The 15,878-nt window shown below is 54.4% G+C and carries 14 protein-coding genes; 4 read left to right on the top strand and 10 right to left on the bottom strand.

What is annotated here, in order from left to right:
* Window positions 1-231: 231 nt before the first annotated feature.
* Window positions 232-3,576 (bottom strand): adenosylcobalamin-dependent ribonucleoside-diphosphate reductase, encoded by a 3,345-nt coding sequence (locus tag VL547_RS12785; RefSeq protein ID WP_325578307.1) that lies wholly within the window; start codon window positions 3,574-3,576, stop codon window positions 232-234.
* Window positions 3,577-3,939: 363 nt separating this feature from the next.
* On the opposite strand from VL547_RS12785, the gene VL547_RS12780 reads away from it, so the two are divergent.
* The gene (locus tag VL547_RS12780) at window positions 3,940-4,692 is read left to right on the top strand and encodes a geranylgeranylglyceryl/heptaprenylglyceryl phosphate synthase (RefSeq protein ID WP_325578305.1); all 753 of its coding nucleotides are present in this window, start codon (window positions 3,940-3,942) and stop codon (window positions 4,690-4,692) included.
* Here VL547_RS12780 and VL547_RS12775 read toward each other — a convergent pair.
* On the bottom strand, window positions 4,689-5,324 hold the full coding sequence (locus tag VL547_RS12775; RefSeq protein WP_325578303.1) for a hypothetical protein: 636 nt from the start codon (window positions 5,322-5,324) through the stop codon (window positions 4,689-4,691). The genes VL547_RS12780 and VL547_RS12775 overlap by 4 nt on opposite strands.
* A gap of 352 nt (window positions 5,325-5,676) precedes the next feature.
* Here VL547_RS12775 and VL547_RS12770 point away from each other — a divergent pair, with 352 nt between their 5' ends.
* Entirely contained in the window at window positions 5,677-5,901 is a 225-nt protein-coding gene (locus VL547_RS12770; protein WP_325578301.1) for a hypothetical protein, read from the top strand.
* Here VL547_RS12770 and VL547_RS12765 read toward each other — a convergent pair.
* Together VL547_RS12765 and VL547_RS12760 are read right to left on the bottom strand one after the other, a co-directional pair.
* Entirely contained in the window at window positions 5,898-6,629 is a 732-nt protein-coding gene (locus VL547_RS12765; protein WP_325578299.1) for a LytR/AlgR family response regulator transcription factor, read from the bottom strand. The genes VL547_RS12770 and VL547_RS12765 overlap by 4 nt on opposite strands.
* Window positions 6,630-6,654: 25 nt before the next feature.
* Window positions 6,655-7,698, bottom strand: a complete 1,044-nt coding sequence (locus tag VL547_RS12760) for a sensor histidine kinase (RefSeq protein WP_325578297.1) — start codon at window positions 7,696-7,698, stop codon at window positions 6,655-6,657.
* 115 nt (window positions 7,699-7,813) lie between these two features.
* Here VL547_RS12760 and dxs point away from each other — a divergent pair, with 115 nt between their 5' ends.
* The gene (dxs, locus tag VL547_RS12755) at window positions 7,814-9,760 is read left to right on the top strand and encodes a 1-deoxy-D-xylulose-5-phosphate synthase (protein WP_325578295.1); all 1,947 of its coding nucleotides are present in this window, start codon (window positions 7,814-7,816) and stop codon (window positions 9,758-9,760) included.
* Between the two features lies 1 nt (window position 9,761).
* On the opposite strand, the gene VL547_RS12750 is transcribed toward dxs, so the two are convergent.
* From VL547_RS12750 to VL547_RS12725, 6 genes are all read right to left on the bottom strand, one after another.
* Window positions 9,762-10,538: a segregation and condensation protein A gene (locus tag VL547_RS12750; RefSeq protein WP_325578293.1), complete on the bottom strand. Its 777-nt coding sequence runs from the start codon at window positions 10,536-10,538 to the stop codon at window positions 9,762-9,764.
* Window positions 10,539-10,558: 20 nt separating this feature from the next.
* The gene (locus VL547_RS12745) at window positions 10,559-11,497 is read right to left on the bottom strand and encodes a DUF3078 domain-containing protein (RefSeq protein ID WP_325578291.1); all 939 of its coding nucleotides are present in this window, start codon (window positions 11,495-11,497) and stop codon (window positions 10,559-10,561) included.
* A gap of 23 nt (window positions 11,498-11,520) precedes the next feature.
* Window positions 11,521-11,958 carry a large conductance mechanosensitive channel protein MscL gene (mscL, locus tag VL547_RS12740; protein ID WP_325578289.1) on the bottom strand — a complete coding sequence of 146 codons (438 nt, stop codon included), beginning with the start codon at window positions 11,956-11,958 and terminating at the stop codon, window positions 11,521-11,523.
* Window positions 11,959-11,977: 19 nt separating this feature from the next.
* Window positions 11,978-12,724: a PPK2 family polyphosphate kinase gene (locus VL547_RS12735; RefSeq protein WP_325578287.1), complete on the bottom strand. Its 747-nt coding sequence runs from the start codon at window positions 12,722-12,724 to the stop codon at window positions 11,978-11,980.
* A 73-nt stretch (window positions 12,725-12,797) separates the two neighbouring features.
* Window positions 12,798-13,340, bottom strand: coding sequence for a ribosome recycling factor (gene frr / locus VL547_RS12730; protein ID WP_422653321.1), 543 nt, complete (start codon window positions 13,338-13,340; stop codon window positions 12,798-12,800).
* A gap of 58 nt (window positions 13,341-13,398) precedes the next feature.
* Complete coding sequence (locus tag VL547_RS12725; protein ID WP_325578283.1) at window positions 13,399-14,550, bottom strand: MraY family glycosyltransferase; 1,152 nt, start codon at window positions 14,548-14,550, stop codon at window positions 13,399-13,401.
* 379 nt (window positions 14,551-14,929) lie between these two features.
* Between VL547_RS12725 and VL547_RS12720 the strand changes: the two genes are divergently transcribed.
* Window positions 14,930-15,763: a transketolase gene (locus VL547_RS12720; protein ID WP_325578281.1), complete on the top strand. Its 834-nt coding sequence runs from the start codon at window positions 14,930-14,932 to the stop codon at window positions 15,761-15,763.
* The last annotated feature ends 115 nt before the right edge of the window (window positions 15,764-15,878 follow it).

The raw sequence follows: 15,878 nt of genomic DNA, 5'->3' as shown, positions 1-15,878 counted from the left end.
CTCTTTTTTCTCTGTTTTGCTGTGAGTCACAGCAAAACAGAGAAAAAAGAGGCACTCCACCCCACTCCCCATGGCCGGCAGGCTAAAAGTCAGCACGGCGGTGCAGCAGCCGGCACGCGGGCTACGGGCGACGGGCGACGGCATAAAATGGGAAGGCCCCCTCGAAGGGGGCCTATTCCGTCATTTGCCAAATTATAATTAGTAGTCTCCCAGACAGTGTAAAAGCGCAGCTTAGCTGCATCCCATGCTATTCCCGCAATTAAGGCACTTATAGCAGGTTCCGCTGCGCACGGTGATGTGCCCGCAGGTGCTGCAGGCCGGCGCATCGCTTTGCATGGTCTTCATATATTCCTGCGTACTTTGCTCGGGCTTGCCCGCGGAACCCGACGCCGCGGCAACGACAGGCTTCGGCGCCGGCGCACCCGACGCAACGGCAGTCGACGAAGTCCCCGCAACCACGCGCATCTGCGACAGTTCGTTGGGCCCCTCGTCCCAGTCATCCTCCCCGGTATTGGATATCTCCGGCGTCTGGAGCACGTGCACCAGGTCCGTCCTATTCAGATACTCGTATCCAAGCATACGGAAAACATAATCCACCATGGATGTCGCGCTCTTGATATTGGGGTGGTCCACCATCCCGCTCGGTTCGAAACGCGTGAACACGAACTTATCGACGAATTCCTCCAGCGGGACGCCATACTGCAAACCGACCGAAATGGAAATCGCAAAACAATTCATCAGGCTCCGTAACGTACTGCCCTCCTTGGCGAGGTCAATAAATATTTCACCGAGGGTATTGTCGTCGTATTCGCCGGTCCGCACAAAGATGGGCTGACCGCCTATCTTTGCCTTGTAGGTAAAACCCTTCCGTTTTGCCGGCAGGGACCGTCTTTCCACGATTCTGGCCAGCTGGCGCTTCAACTTGGTATCCGGCGACGTCTGCACCCGTTTCTGCACCTCCTCCAAGAGCTCCTCCGCCGTCAATTGGCTGAGGTCTACCAGGGGAGACGGAATCGCCTCAGGAGACGCGGATGAAGCCGCAGGCGAAGACTTCTTATCGCTCTTATTACTCAGCGGCTGACTCAGCTTCGACCCATCCCGATAAAGGGCATTGGCCTTCAACCCCAGCTTCCAGCTCATCATGTAACAATCCGCGATCTCTTCCACCGACGCTTCGTTCGGCAGGTTGATCGTTTTGGAGATAGCCCCCGAAATGAACGGCTGGACCGCGGCCATCATCCGTATATGACCGTGTGCGTGGATAAAACGCTGTCCCTTTTTACCGCAGCGGTTGGCGCAGTCGAAGACCGCGTAGTGTTCCGGTTTCAGGTGGGGCGCCCCTTCTATCGTCATCGTCCCGCAGACGTAGTCGCCCGCGGCCTCGATCTGCTCATCCGAAAAACCCAGCGCCTCCAGCAGGCTCCAATCGAAACTGAAATAGTCTTCCGGCATGAATCCCAACCGCTGAAGGCACTCCTCACCCAGCGTATATACGTTGAACACGAACCCGATCTCGAATGCCGAGGCCACCGCGGCGTCCAGTTTTTTGATCTCGTTGGCGATAAATCCCTTTTCACTCAAGGTCGAATGGTTGATATACGGCGCGCCCGCAAAGGTGCCCGCGCCCACCGCGTACTTGACGATCGCCTCGGTGTCCCGCTGGCTGTAACCGAGATTCCGGAGCGCAGGCGGCACTGACTGATTGATGATCTTGAAGTATCCGCCCCCGCTCAGTTTCTTGAACTTCACCAGCGCAAAATCCGGCTCCACCCCCGTGGTATCGCAGTCCATTACCAGACCGATCGTCCCCGTCGGGGCGATCACCGTCGTCTGGGCGTTCCTGTAGCCGTATTGCTCGCCCAGCGTCACCGCCTCGTCCCACACCTTACAGGCGGCCGCCAGCAGATAGTCCGGGCAATATCGCGCCTTGATCCCCTTGGGCTTTATGTTCAGCCCTTCGTAGGCCCCCTCCGCATCATACGCCGCGGCACGGTGGTTACGCATCACCCGCAGCATATCCTCTCGATTCTCGGTGAATTTCGGGAACGCGCCCATCACCCGCGCCATTTCAGCCGAAGCCGCATATGCCGTCCCGGTCATGATGGCCGAAATGGCTCCGGCGATCCCCCTGGCCTGTTCGCTGTCATAAGGAATACCCCCGACCATCAACACCGATCCCAGGTTGGCAAAACCCAACCCCAGCGTCCGGTAGTCATAACTCAACCGCGCCACCTCCTTGCTCGGGAACTGCGCCATCAACACCGAAATCTCCAGCACCACCGTCCACAACCTGCAAACGTGCGCAAACCCATCCACATCGAAAATCCCGCTCTCATCGTCATACAACATCCGCAGGTTCACCGACGCCAGGTTACACGCCGTGTTGTCGAGGAACATGTATTCACTGCATGGATTAGACGCCCGTATGGGTCCACCCTTTGGGCACGTATGCCACTCATTGATCGTCGTATCATACTGCGTCCCCGGGTCTGCGCACCGCCATGCCGCGTAAGCGATCTGATCCCACAATTCCCGCGCGGGCACCTTTTTCACCGTCTTCCCGCTCGTCCTGGAAGTCAGCTCCCAGTCCTCGCCAGCCTCCAAACGTGCAAAAAATTCGTTTGGAATACGTACCGAATTGTTGGAATTCTGACCCGACACCGTGGCGTAGGCCTCTCCCTCGTAATCAGAAGGGTAACCGGCGGCAATCAGCGCCCCCACCTTCTTCTCCTCCTCCACCTTCCAGTTAATGAATTCTACGATCTCCGGGTGGTCCAGGTCGAGACAGACCATTTTGGCCGCCCGACGGGTCGTGCCCCCCGACTTTATGGCGCCCGCGGCCCGGTCCCCGATCTTCAGAAAGCTCATCAGCCCCGAAGACGTGCCGCCCCCGCTCAGCTTCTCCCCCCCGCCTCGTATGGCGGAAAAGTTCGTACCTACGCCCGAACCATATTTAAATATGCGCGCTTCCCTCATCCACAGATCCATGATCCCGCCTTCATTGACGAGGTCGTCGGTGACGCTCAGGATAAAACACGCATGCGGTTGACAACGTTCATATGCAGACGTCGACTTTTTCAACCCGTCGTCCGCCGGGTCCACATAATAGTGTCCCTGAGGCTTTCCCTTGATGCCATAGCTTTCATACAACCCGGTGTTGAACCACTGGGGAGAATTCGGGACACAAACCTGATTCAGGATGGAGAAAACGAGCTCGTCGTAAAAGACCTGCGCGTCCCGTGGCGTAGCAAAGTAGCCATATCTTTCACCCCATACCTTCCAGCAATTGGCCAACCGGTGGGCGACCTGTTTGGCCGACGTTTCCCGCCCGAGGGTTCCATCCGGCTGGGGGACGCCGGCTTTCCTGATATATTTTTGCGCAAGTATGTCGGTGGCGATCTGGCTCCAGCCCTTGGGTACTTCGACGTTCTCCATCTCGAAGACCTTTTCACCGTTGGGGTTTTTGATGACCGATGTCCTGTAGTCGTATTCAAACAGATCATAAGGGCTCATTCCCTCCCTGGTGAACCGGCGGTTAAACTGCAATCCCTTGGATGTCTGATCCTTATTAGGCATACGGTCTACTTTTAGCGGGTGAAAGATTCGCAGTTGTGGTGGGATAACGAAAATATTCTTACCTCCTCGTATTGCCAAGGGTAAGAAATCCACAAAACGTTAAAATTTGTGGATTATGGGTTGCCGCCAAAGCGCTCTGCATGAAAATTAGCGCTTTAGCGCCAACTTCGTTAATTATTGCCCCATGGGGCCGAGCCTCCGGGGCTCGGATTATGTCAATATTGGCAAGGAAATGGGTAGACTAACAGCAAGCCATAAACGCTGCAAAAACTTGAGGGGTCGGAATCCGCGCGCAAATAGTTTCAGTCGATTAGAAAAGTTTTTGCATATTTGCAAAACAGGCAATCGCATAATATTAACAGGATGAAGACCCTATATCAAACACTGCAGGCGAAAAAGGAGCGCCATCAAAAATCCTTCGCCGTGCTGATTGATCCGGACAAAGTGAGTACACGTGTCATTGATGAACTGGTCGAACGTTCCTTAGCGGCAAAAGTGGATTATTTCCTCGTCGGAGGCAGCCTCGTCATCTCCGACAACCTCGATGCATGCATCCAGCAGCTAAAAAGCGCCTGCGATATCCCCGTCATTTTGTTCCCCGGCAGCCCCTCCCAGGTCTCCAAATACGCCGACGCCCTTCTATACCTTTCCCTGATTTCCGGACGGAACCCAGAACTGCTTATCGGTCAGCACGTGATCTCCGCCCCCTTTGTAAAGGCCAGCGGGCTGGAAATCATTCCCACCGGTTATATGGTCATAGACGGCGGTGAACCCACCACCGTCTCGTATATCAGCAACGCCAGCCCCATCCCGTCCGACAAGGATGACATCGCCCTTTGCACCGCGATGGCGGGTGAAATGCTGGGTAAGCGCCTGATCTATATGGATGCGGGCAGCGGCGCCAAGCGCCCCATCACCGAAAGCATGATCGAGCGCGTCTCCGCCCACATAGAAGTGCCCCTGATCATCGGCGGCGGCATTACAAGCGCGGAAAAGGCCTACCGGAACTGCAAGGCCGGAGCGGACGTCATCGTCGTCGGCAATGCCATCGAAAAAAAGCCCTCCCTCATCACTGAAATGGCCGCGGCGGTACACTCCGTTAGGGCAGTGGTCTAAATCCCTTTTTGTTTCAGCCGCTCCTCCATCGCCTGAACGGAAGCTTCCAGCTCCGCCAGTTGTAACCGTATACCGGACAATTCCGGTAAATAGCGGGTAACCGCAAAAGCCATCTCCCAAATCTCCAGTATGTCTGCTTCCCTGAGACGGAAGGCCGGAAATTCGTCGCGCTGTAACGGGTTTGCCCTGATGGTCAGATAGCCGCCTTCCCGGCCACCAATACGGCGGACCAGCAAACCTTGCTCCCGCGTAAGTATAATGCATACCTGGTCCTCGGACACGTCCTCCAGGGTGCTCCAGCGGCCCACGATCCGGTCCCGGTCCTGGAGGATCGGGTATAGGCCCCTGCCGCCCAATTCAAACATCCGGTAATTCCCCTGGGGCAGCCCCGGAAATAAGAACACCGGTAGTCTGCGGAGGAATTCCGGCTTGTCATAACCCCGCTCATATCCTTCGCGGTTCTTCAGCGAAACATACTGCGCCGCCCCTTCGGACGGCGTGAACGGCGCCTGCTCGTCCCTAAGCATTTCTCCCCTGCCCGTCACCAGCCATTCCACATTGAGATTGACAAACTTGTTTGATATATCCGCGATGATATCGAAACCGGGTTTCGCCCCATCCTTCCTGAACAACCGGTTGATTTTTTCGCTGCTCGTATAACCTAGTCTGCTAGCGAACTCCCTCCTACTGACCTGTTGGTAAGCTATAAATTTCCCTATTCTATGCGCAATCGACGATATCATACTATATGTTTCTATATACAAACAATTTTGTAAAACTGGAAATTGTTTGGTTTATATTTGCCCCAGGCATTCGCAATGCCTGCAATTTTCATTTTTCGAAATAGACTTCAAAGACACGCACCCAGGCGCTGGAGCGTGGACTACCATTCTAAAAGCCAATGGTAAATGGGGTAATCAGGCCCTGTACTCATCAGGCCTTTCTGAATGTACAAAAATTGAACGAAAAAGTAAAATTGCCCTTATGGAAAAGAAAACCACCCAAACAGACGAGCCTCTCCCAAAAGAGGCGATTGCAGCCCTGCAGACCTTTCTGGGGGCGGTGCCGGTAGGCCGGCTGAGCAAGACCCTCAGGAACCTGTTCCTGAGCCATGTTTATCACGAGATGGATACCCCTTCACTAGCCCTGGAGGAAAACATCCTGGACCTGCAGGCGCTGTTCGACCTGCTGGATGCGCTGGAAACCTAAAGACTCATCATTTCCTTGAACTTGACTGCCTGCCGACGGGAGACTTCGATCTTTTCGCCTCCCTTCAATTCCAGCAGGAGTCCGCCGTTGAAGTAGGGTTCGATCTTTTCGATCATCCTCAGGTTAACGATGTGCTTACGGTTCGCCCGGAAGAATACCTTCTCATCGAGACGCTCTTCGAGGGCGTTGAGCGACTTTAATATCAAGGGTTTATTGGGTCCGAAAAAAACCTTTGCGTAGTTCCCTACGCTTTCGAAGAGCCGGATGTCGGAAAGCTTTACAAACCAGCAGCGTTCCCCATCCTTGACAAAAACCTGGTCGTTTTCGTTAAGGATACTCCGGTTGACGATCGGCGTCTCCAGCTCTTCCTCCCGCTCCACCTGCTCGAGCTTGTGGATGGCGTCTGCAAGACGCTTTGGCTCCACGGGCTTGAGCAGGTAGTCCAGGGCGTTTACTTCAAACGCCTTGAGTGCATATTCGTCATAAGCCGTGGTAAAGATGACCTGGGGCGACCTGTCCAATTCACTCAGGAGGTCGAAGCCCGTCTTTCCGGGCATTTGTATGTCCAGGAAGATCAGGTCGGGTTGGTGCTGCTCGATCTTCTCGAGCCCTTCGTTCACGTTGGCTGCTTCGTCGATCACTTCTATCTCCGGGAAGTCCTGGAGCAGTTTCCTCAATTCGTTACGGGCAAGACGCTCGTCGTCGATGATGATGGCTTTTTTACTCATGTCTATCTTTTTTACAGGCTGCGCGTCATAGCGCGGCCACCGGGATCGAAATTTTAGCCTCCACGGTGTCCTCTTTCACATCCCTGATCTCGAAATTGGCCTTGGGCCCGTACAAAATGCTCAGGCGGCTGATCGTGCTCATCAAACCGAAACCTTCGTCCCGGGCGTGCCCGTTCAGGTGACCCGTATTCTGCACCACCAACTCGTGGCGGTCGCCGTTAAAATACGAACGGATCCGGATGACGCCTCCTGCCATACGCTTGCTGATCCCATGCTTGATGGCGTTTTCCGCCAGCGTCTGCAGCATCATCACCGGCACCGGTTCCTCCAGCGTGTTCTCGTCTATGTCCATTTCCACCTTCAGCCTCTCCTCGAAACGAATCTTCTCCAGGGCGAGATAGTCCCGTACGATCGCCAGTTCTTTTTCCAGGGGAACGGTCTCCATTTTCTCGGTCTGCATGGAGCTCCTGAGGAGGTTGCTCAGCTCCGTGATGGCCGTCCGCGCCCTGCCCGGGTTCTCGTCTACCAGGGCCCGGATGCTGTTGAGTGCGTTGAATATGAAATGGGGATTTATATGTGACTTTATCGTTTTGAGTTCCAGCTCCTTAACAAGCGATTCAAGGCGCAGCGACTCGAGCTGTTGCTTCCGGTTGTTCTCCAGGATGTGCCAGACGTAGTATATCAGAATCCACGTAAAAAGAAACGGAAGAAAATCGACACTGAACAGCAATATCCTTTGCGGCAGCGAAAACGAAGTCCTTCCCTGTACGTGCAGGATGGTGAAAATGGTGTTTATCAGGACGCTATATACCAGGCTGCTCAGGACCACGGCCGCCAGCAGGATACCCCAGACCCTGTCGAACGAGCGTTTCATCCATTCGCCGGCGATAATGAAGTGCCTCAGCAGATGGGTTACGCCTATGCCTACGACGACATTGAGCAGCGTCTTCTCGACCGTTAGCCACTCCAACCGGTTGTACGTGTATGCAAAGAACAGGGTCATCAGGGCGTAACCCATCCAACCGCCAATCTGGCACCACCAATAAGTCGATATCCTTCTCGAAGACATACTGGAGTAAATCTACGAAAAACCCCGGCGGGAGGGGTTAAATCTGTACTAATGGCCAATTTCGCCTGTAAAAGGAGGAAGAAAAAATGTAAATTTGTATCCTTATTCCGTGAACATGGATATTAGACCAGGAGCCCTCCTGAGCCACATAGATACCCCGGATGACCTCCGGAAATTAAGCCGGGAACAATTACACCAGGTTTGTGAGGAACTCAGACAGTACATCATCGACGTCGTCAGCGTCCACGGCGGACATTTTGGAGCCAGCCTGGGCGTGGTGGAACTGTCGGTCGCGCTCCACTACGTATTCAACACACCCTACGACCAACTGGTTTGGGACGTAGGGCACCAGGCCTACGGACATAAGATCCTCACCGGTCGCCGCGATACTTTCCCTACCAACCGCAAATATGGTGGGCTGAGCGGTTTTCCCAAGCGGAGCGAAAGCCCCTACGACACTTTTGGCGTGGGCCACTCCTCCACCTCCATCTCCGCCGCGCTGGGTATGGCGATGGCTGCCAAATACAAAAAAGAGAAGGACCGCCAGGTGGTAGCCGTCATCGGGGACGGCGCGATGACCGCGGGTATGGCGTTCGAAGCCCTGAACCATGCCGGGGTAGCGGACTCCAACGTCCTGATCATTCTCAACGACAACTGCATGAGCATCGATCCGAACGTCGGCGCTCTCAAGGAATACCTCACCGATATCTCCACTTCCCCGGCCTACAACCGGGTCCGGGACGACGTCTGGAAATTATTGGGCAAGCTGCCCGTCGGCAAGCACTTTACCCGTGACATGGCCTCCAAGCTGGAGCAAAGCGTCAAGGGGCTCGTCAACAAAAGCTCGAACCTGTTCGAGTCGCTCAAGCTCCGCTATTTTGGGCCCATCGACGGGCACAATATCACCAAGCTCGTGGATACCCTCCAGGATATGCGGAGCATACCCGGCCCGAAACTGCTCCACGTGCTGACCGTAAAGGGTAAGGGTTACGCCCTGGCGGAGAAGGACCAGACCAAGTGGCACGCCCCCGGGCTCTTCGACAAGGTCACGGGCGAAATCCACAAGAAGCAATTCCCCACGCCCCAGCCGCCCAAATACCAGGACGTATTCGGGCACACCCTCATAGAGCTTGCGGAGGCCAATCCTGCCATCATGGGGATCACCCCCGCGATGCCCAGCGGCAGCTCGCTGAAGTTCATGATGGAAAAGATGCCCGACCGGGCCTTCGACGTTGGTATTTGCGAACAGCACGCGGCTACCCTGAGCGCCGGCCTGGCCACCCAGGGCATGCGGGTGTTCTGCAACATCTATTCGTCTTTTATGCAGCGCGCCTACGACCAGGTCGTACACGACATTGCCATCCAAAAGCTACCCGTCGTCCTTTGCCTGGACCGGGCCGGTCTGGTGGGCGAAGACGGACCTACACACCACGGGGCCTACGACATCGCCTACTTCCGCTGCATCCCCAATATGGTCATCAGCTCACCCATGAACGAGCAGGAGCTGCGCAACCTCATGTATACCGCTCAACTGGACTCAACCGGGTTGCCCTTCGTCATACGGTATCCCCGCGGCGAAGGCGTCATGCCGGAATGGAAAACGCCCTTCCAGCCGATCCAGATCGGTAAGGGTCGCCGCCTCCGCGAAGGACGTGACGTTGCGATCCTGTCGTTCGGTCACCCGGGCAATTTCGCCGCCGCCGCCATCCGCGACCTGAAAGCGGAAGGTATACAACCGGGGCACTACGACCTCCGTTTTGTAAAGCCCCTCGACGAGGAGCTGCTACACGAGGTCTTTGCGAAATACGGTAAGATCGTTACCGTGGAAGACGGGACCATCCGGGGCGGTTTTGGCAGCGCCATCCTCGAATTCATGGCGGAGAACGGTTACAAGGCCGACGTGCGCATCCTGGGCATACCCGATCGCATCGTCGAGCACGGCAAGCCTTCTGAACTGATACACGAATGCGGCTACGACGCCGAAGCCATCAAGGACGCGGTTCGCGCCATGGCCGGCGCCGACGTACAGGTCGTCAGCAGTAAAGGTTGGGAGAAAAAGTAGCTTAGTCCGCGGGCTCTTCGGGTTCGGGCTGTTCTTCGTTCCACTCAATGATGAAATTGTTCCTTCCTTCACCCACCAGGATGGACAGGTGTTTCAGCTGTACCAGCTCGAGCATCGACAGGAACAGGAAGATGGCGTGTATGCGATCGTAACACTCCTCGAAAATGCGCTCGAAGGACAAGGTTTTTTCCTTGCCGGCCAGATCGAGCAATCCTTTGCGGCTGTCCTCCATCGTATAATTATAGGGCACCACCGTGTGCACCGGTCTGTTGTTCCGGTCGTACAGCTTCTGCATCATCTTTTCGAACACCTTCATCAGCTTGAACATGGTGATTGTCTGTATCTCCGTCCCTTCCCCGGCGTCTTCACCGATGACCGACAGCTCTCGCTGCAGGTTGCCCCGTTTCAACATCAGCATCCGGAGGGCTTCCATTTCCGCCAGCTGGGCCGACGCCTCTTTATACCGCTTGTACTCCAGCAGTTTGTCCACCAGCTCCTGGCGCGGATCGATCTCCTCACCCAGCGCGTTGAGCTCTTTACGTGGTAGCAGCAGCCTGGCCTTTACCCGCATGAGCGTTGAGACGAACAGGATAAATTCGCTGGACAGCTCGATATTCAACGACTCCTGGGCATGGATATAGTCCAGGAAGTCGTTGATAATCTTAGTAATGGGAATATTGTAGATGTCCAGCTCGTCCCGCTCGATAAAAAACAGGAGCAGGTCGAACGGCCCCTCGAATTGGGGGAGTTTTATCTGGTAGCTTTCCGTCGTCGCCATCCACTAAATGTATGCAAAAATCACAACTTGAGGGCTAGTCCAACACCCAGCAGGGATTGGAGCTGGGTACCCCACAGCGTTCCATCGGGACGCCTGGCGTTGTCGTCATATATGATCGCCAGGCTATAAGTGGCGCTCAGTATCTTATTAATCTTCATCGCCAGCTGGTTGGTGAAATAGACATTGACGTCCCCGGCATTTTTTAAATAATTCGAATAAAGGTCCAACCGTCCATTGTACAGGACATTTTTCAATATCTGGTGATTGTATGTGACGCTCGCAAATGCACCCAGCATATACAAAGTCGTCTTACCGGTGTCGATGCCGTAGTTGGGCGCCAGGTTCTTGTTGGTACACACGATCAGCCGGGATGATACCGGGGACAGGAAAATCCCAAAATAACCTGTTGGCTTGTATTCAAAACCAGGCGACAACAGGATATAGGCTGGTGACATGAATCCGGAGATAAGCTGGTTGCTGTCCTTTCCTGTAGACGATGTGTAGTAGTTGTACCCGTTGGAGAATTGGGACCTGTAATCGAATAATAGCGAAGCCGCCCAGTGGCTGCTATCCAATTGCCGCCCGTAACGGCTGGTCAGATCGATCAGGTCGCTGTTTTTCTGGAGGCCCAGCTGGCTGGTCTGTGTAAAACCATACGACAGGTTGAGCGTATTTTCCCAGGTATTCTTCCCTTTCTTGTAGACGGCGAAGAAATTGTTGATCGACGTAAGCGACATGGAAAAATCCTGTGCTCCGGCAGACCAGTTACTGCTGCTCCCCTGAGAGAAATTCAGGGTTATCAGCCCACCTAATGTCCAGGTCTTTTTGATGCTGTCGGGAAGACCCGTCAACTGCTGGCCCGCCTGATTCTGGATGTCTTTTATTACATTTTGCCCTAGTACCAGGTTCACACTGGCCAGCACAAAGGCAGCGCTCACTAATAAGCCGTTGATTTTCATTTGATAGCTAGTCTTAAGGTTAGTTACTTTTTCAAATTGTCCCGAATTTCCATAAGCAGTTGTTCCGTAAGCGTGGGAGGGGCCGGCGCAGCTGGCGCCTCTTCGTGCTTGCGCTTCAGCTTATTGATGGCTTTCACCATGAGGAAGATGATCAGGGCAAGGATGAGAAAATTAATGACTATGGAAATAAAGTCTCCCCAGGCAAAAACCGGTCCAAGCTTTTTGGCGTCCGCCAGTGTGAGCTTGGGGTTGGTAAGTCGGGCCGCGCGCACTTCCTCGTTCAGTCCAATGTACAGATTACTGAAATCGGCCTTGAAGAAAATCCCCACGATCGGCATCACCAGGTCGTTGATCACACCCGTCACGATGGTGTTGAAAGCGCCGCCGATGATGACACCGACCGCCAGGTCGATCACATTCCCTTTTAACGCGAACTCTTTAAACTCTTTTACGAAGCTCATAAAATGAAAGTTTGATTGGTTACTTTTTGAGTCCCGGGTACTTCATCTTCAGCCTCTTCAGGGTATCTCTCAGCGTCTCCGCCACCACGTACTCCTTATACCAGTTCTGGTCCGAAGGCACTATGATCCAGGGCACGGCGTTGCAGTGGTTGAAGCAATCTTCGTATGCCTTTTCATACTCCGGCCAGAATTTGGCTTCCTTAAGGTCGTTATCGTTGTACTTCCACATCTTGGAAGGAATGGTCAACCGCTCTTCCAGGCGTTTGTGCCGTTCTTCGGGGGATGTGTGGAGATAGAATTTAAGGATGTCCGTATTTCCATGTTCCTGGAGCAGCCATTCGAAGTCGTTGATGGCGCGCATTCTTTCCCTGGCTACGTCGTCCGTGATCATTTTGTGGACCCTGGTTATCAGGATGTCCTCGTAATGCGAGCGGTTGAACACCTGAATCCTTCCGCGGGCCGGCGCCTGGGCGTGGATCCTCCAGAGGAAATCATGTGATAGTTCTACGGGGGTGGGTTCTTTGAAGGATGCTACCTGAACCCCCTGCGGGTTCAGCCGGCCAAAAACACGCCGGATCAGGCCGTCTTTGCCGCTCGCATCCATGCCCTGGATAACAACCAACAGTGCATGACGGTCTTCGGCATATAGGAGGTTTTGCAGGTCATCCAGTTCCTCCAGTAATGTCTCGAGCCTTTTTTTCGTCGCTTCTTTATCAATATCGTTGGGGGCCCTCGTCGCGATGGCCGCCAATTTGACTTTCCCCATAGGTGTCCGTTAGGCGGTGCCTACCTTAAAGATATGAATTTGCGCCATTGGCGCTAAGATAATCAGGTGTTTTTTACACCGTCATGATCTCTTTTTCTTTGGCGACCAAGTGCTTGTCGATCAACGTAATATGCCTATCCGTAAGGTCTTGGATGTTTTTTTCCGCGTCTTTGGCCACGTCTTCACTGAGGCCATCCTTTTGTAATTTCTTGATCTGTTCGATGGCATCCCGACGGATATTCCGGATGGCGACCTTTGACTGTTCGCCTTCAACGTTGACGCGCTTGACTAGCTCCCTGCGGCGCTCTTCCGTCAAGGGCGGCAGGAAAAGGCGGATGAGGACGCCGTCGTTTTGGGGATTGATACCGATATTGGCCGCGATAATGGCGCGTTCGATAGGCTGGAGCATGTTCCTTTCCCAGGGCTGGACGCCGATCGTGCGCGCATCCAGCACCGTTACGTTAGCAACCTGCCCAATGGGTGTGGGTGATCCGTAGTACTCGACATTGATCCCTTCCAGCATCTGCGGGTTGGCCTTCCCGGCCCTGATCCTGGTCAGCTCCGCTTCGAGGTGACCAATCCCCTTTTGCATGGTTGATTGGGTATCCTCCAATATAAATGCAATTTCATCCGACATGGGTGCAAAACTAAAAAAACCAATTGATTTACCGAGATTATTCCTCTTCCATCGTAAGGATGGGATGCAGGGGGGCGGGCACCATCACCCCGGCCTTAGGCGCGTGTTGCGCGCCGGACACCTGCGCAACGGGTGCCACCTCCAGCAGGGCTCCGTCCGGCGGAGGCGCGATAAGGGGCGCCCCAACGTGCTTCATGACCACGAAAGGACGCCGCGGCTGCCGGAAGAAAGCGATCATGCCCGTAAAGGAAAGGTTGCTGACGAGTACGCCTGCCAGCACGAGATAGTTGCCTTCCGCCCTCAGGGCAAAGGCCGCGCCGATCAACAACAGGTTGTACGCTACGAGGGTAAAGGTTACTGCCGGGTGGGAAAAACCGCAGTCCAACAGCAAATGGTGTATGTGATTCCGGTCCGGTGAAAACGGGGACCGGCGATGCAATACGATACGGATGGTGAATACGCGCAGCGTATCGAATAGCGGAACCGAGAGGACCGTGAGCGCGACTATCGGCGCGGAAGCGATCGGGACAACGGAGTCCGGCGCATCGGCTACGTGGATGAAGTGCAATACCAGGATCGCATTCACGAGGCCGACCAGCATGGAGCCGGTATCACCCATGAATATTTTCGCCGGGGTATAGTTGAACACCAGGAAAGCGCCCAGCGCGCCAACCAGGCTCAACCCCATCACGGCGTACAACGTCTCGTGCGCAAAATAGAAATACAGACCGAACACCAGCGAGCTGACAACTCCCAGCGTACCCGCCAGGCCATCGACCCCGTCGATCAGGTTGAAAGCGTTTATGACCAGGATGACGGCAAAATAAGACAGCAGCAGGCTCACGGGGTATGGCAGTTCTCCAATGCCGAAAATGCCGTGAAAGCTCATCAGCCGTATGTTCGCCAGGCTGACTACGATAAAAGCGGCCGCGACCTGCCCCATCAGCTTTTTCAACGGCGTGATAATCACGACATCGTCCTTCACCCCTACGAGGAAGATGATAAATGCAGCGGCGGCGAAGTATTGAAGATTTGAGGACTGTATAGGCGTAGCCAGCAGCAAGGCCAGAAGGAACCCTGCGAAAACGCCAACGCCACCCAGCGCAGGAATGGGTGTCTTGTGGATTTTTCGATTATCAGGCACGTCGACCAGCTTTTTTATGCGGGCGATCCTGATAATTACAGGCATAGAAACATAGGTCACAAAAAAGGCTACCAAAAATCCCGTTATTAAGTTATCCATCGGGCTAGCTTTTCTGGTTATCTAGGGCATTACATTGATTCACAATAATATAAAAAAAATGTGAATAAAAATAAAATGCAATATTAATTATAAACCTTCGTCAGGACCGCGAAAATCCTGAAAAAGTTGTTAAAAACAATTAACCCTGCCAAAAATACCTTGTTCAGTTTGTTCGGGAAGCCATCGATTAACTTTTCTAACCGTTATCCACGCATATCCCCGTCGACCCCTGTCCCCGATCAAACACATAGACGCAAAGACCCGCAAAAACGTTTGCTCCAGGCAAAAAAATTTTCTGGTACCTTTGGGCCCAATCCTTTAGACCATGACCGATTTAAAAGCTACTGCCACCCAAATCCGCAGGGATATCGTCCGGATGGTGCACGCCGCCCAAAGCGGCCACCCGGGGGGGTCCCTGGGCTGCGCCGACTTCTTTACTGCACTCTACTTCAATGCGATGCAGCATAATCCAGACTTCCACATGGATGGCATCAACGAGGATATTTTCTTCCTTTCCAACGGGCATATCTCGCCGGTATTCTACTCCGCGCTGGCCCGTTCCGGTTATTTTCCGCTCGAAGAACTCAACACCTTCCGCAAGCTCAATTCCCGTCTCCAGGGCCACCCCACCACCCACGAACACCTCCCCGGTGTCCGCGTAGCATCCGGTTCACTGGGTCAGGGTATGAGCGTGGCAATAGGCGCCGCCCTGGCCAAGAAACTGAATAAGGACACCCACCTCGTATATTCCCTCCACGGTGACGGCGAACTGGACGAAGGACAGAATTGGGAGGCCATCATGAGCGCCCCCAACCTGCACGTGGACAACCTGATCTCCACCATAGACTGGAACGGTCAGCAGATCGACGGCCCCACCGACAAGGTTATGGCCCAGGGCGACCTCCGCCAGAAATTCGAAGTTTTTGGCTGGCTCACCCTCCTTTGCAACGGGAACGACATGGACGAAATGGTCGCCACCCTGGCCAAAGCCAAGACGATGACCGGCCAAGGCAAACCCGTCGCCATCCTAATGCACACCCTCATGGGTAAGGGCGTCGACTACATGGAAGGCCACCACGAATGGCACGGCACCGCCCCCAACGACGACCAGCTCAAAAAAGCCCTCGCCCAACTCCCCGAGACCCTCGGAGACTACTAGATTTTAGCTTTTCGGCGCCGCCCCCGGCGTCCGGCTTCCGCCTCCCTCTCGGCGTCCCTGGGTGCAAGCGAATGGAAGCGGCCTGCCGTGCCCCTTTTTCTCTGTTTTGCTGAGA

It is taken from the genome of Dinghuibacter sp. (genome assembly GCF_035492835.1).
Lineage (GTDB): Bacteria > Bacteroidota > Bacteroidia > Chitinophagales > Chitinophagaceae > Dinghuibacter.
This window is presented reverse-complemented; position numbering and strand designations above follow the sequence as displayed.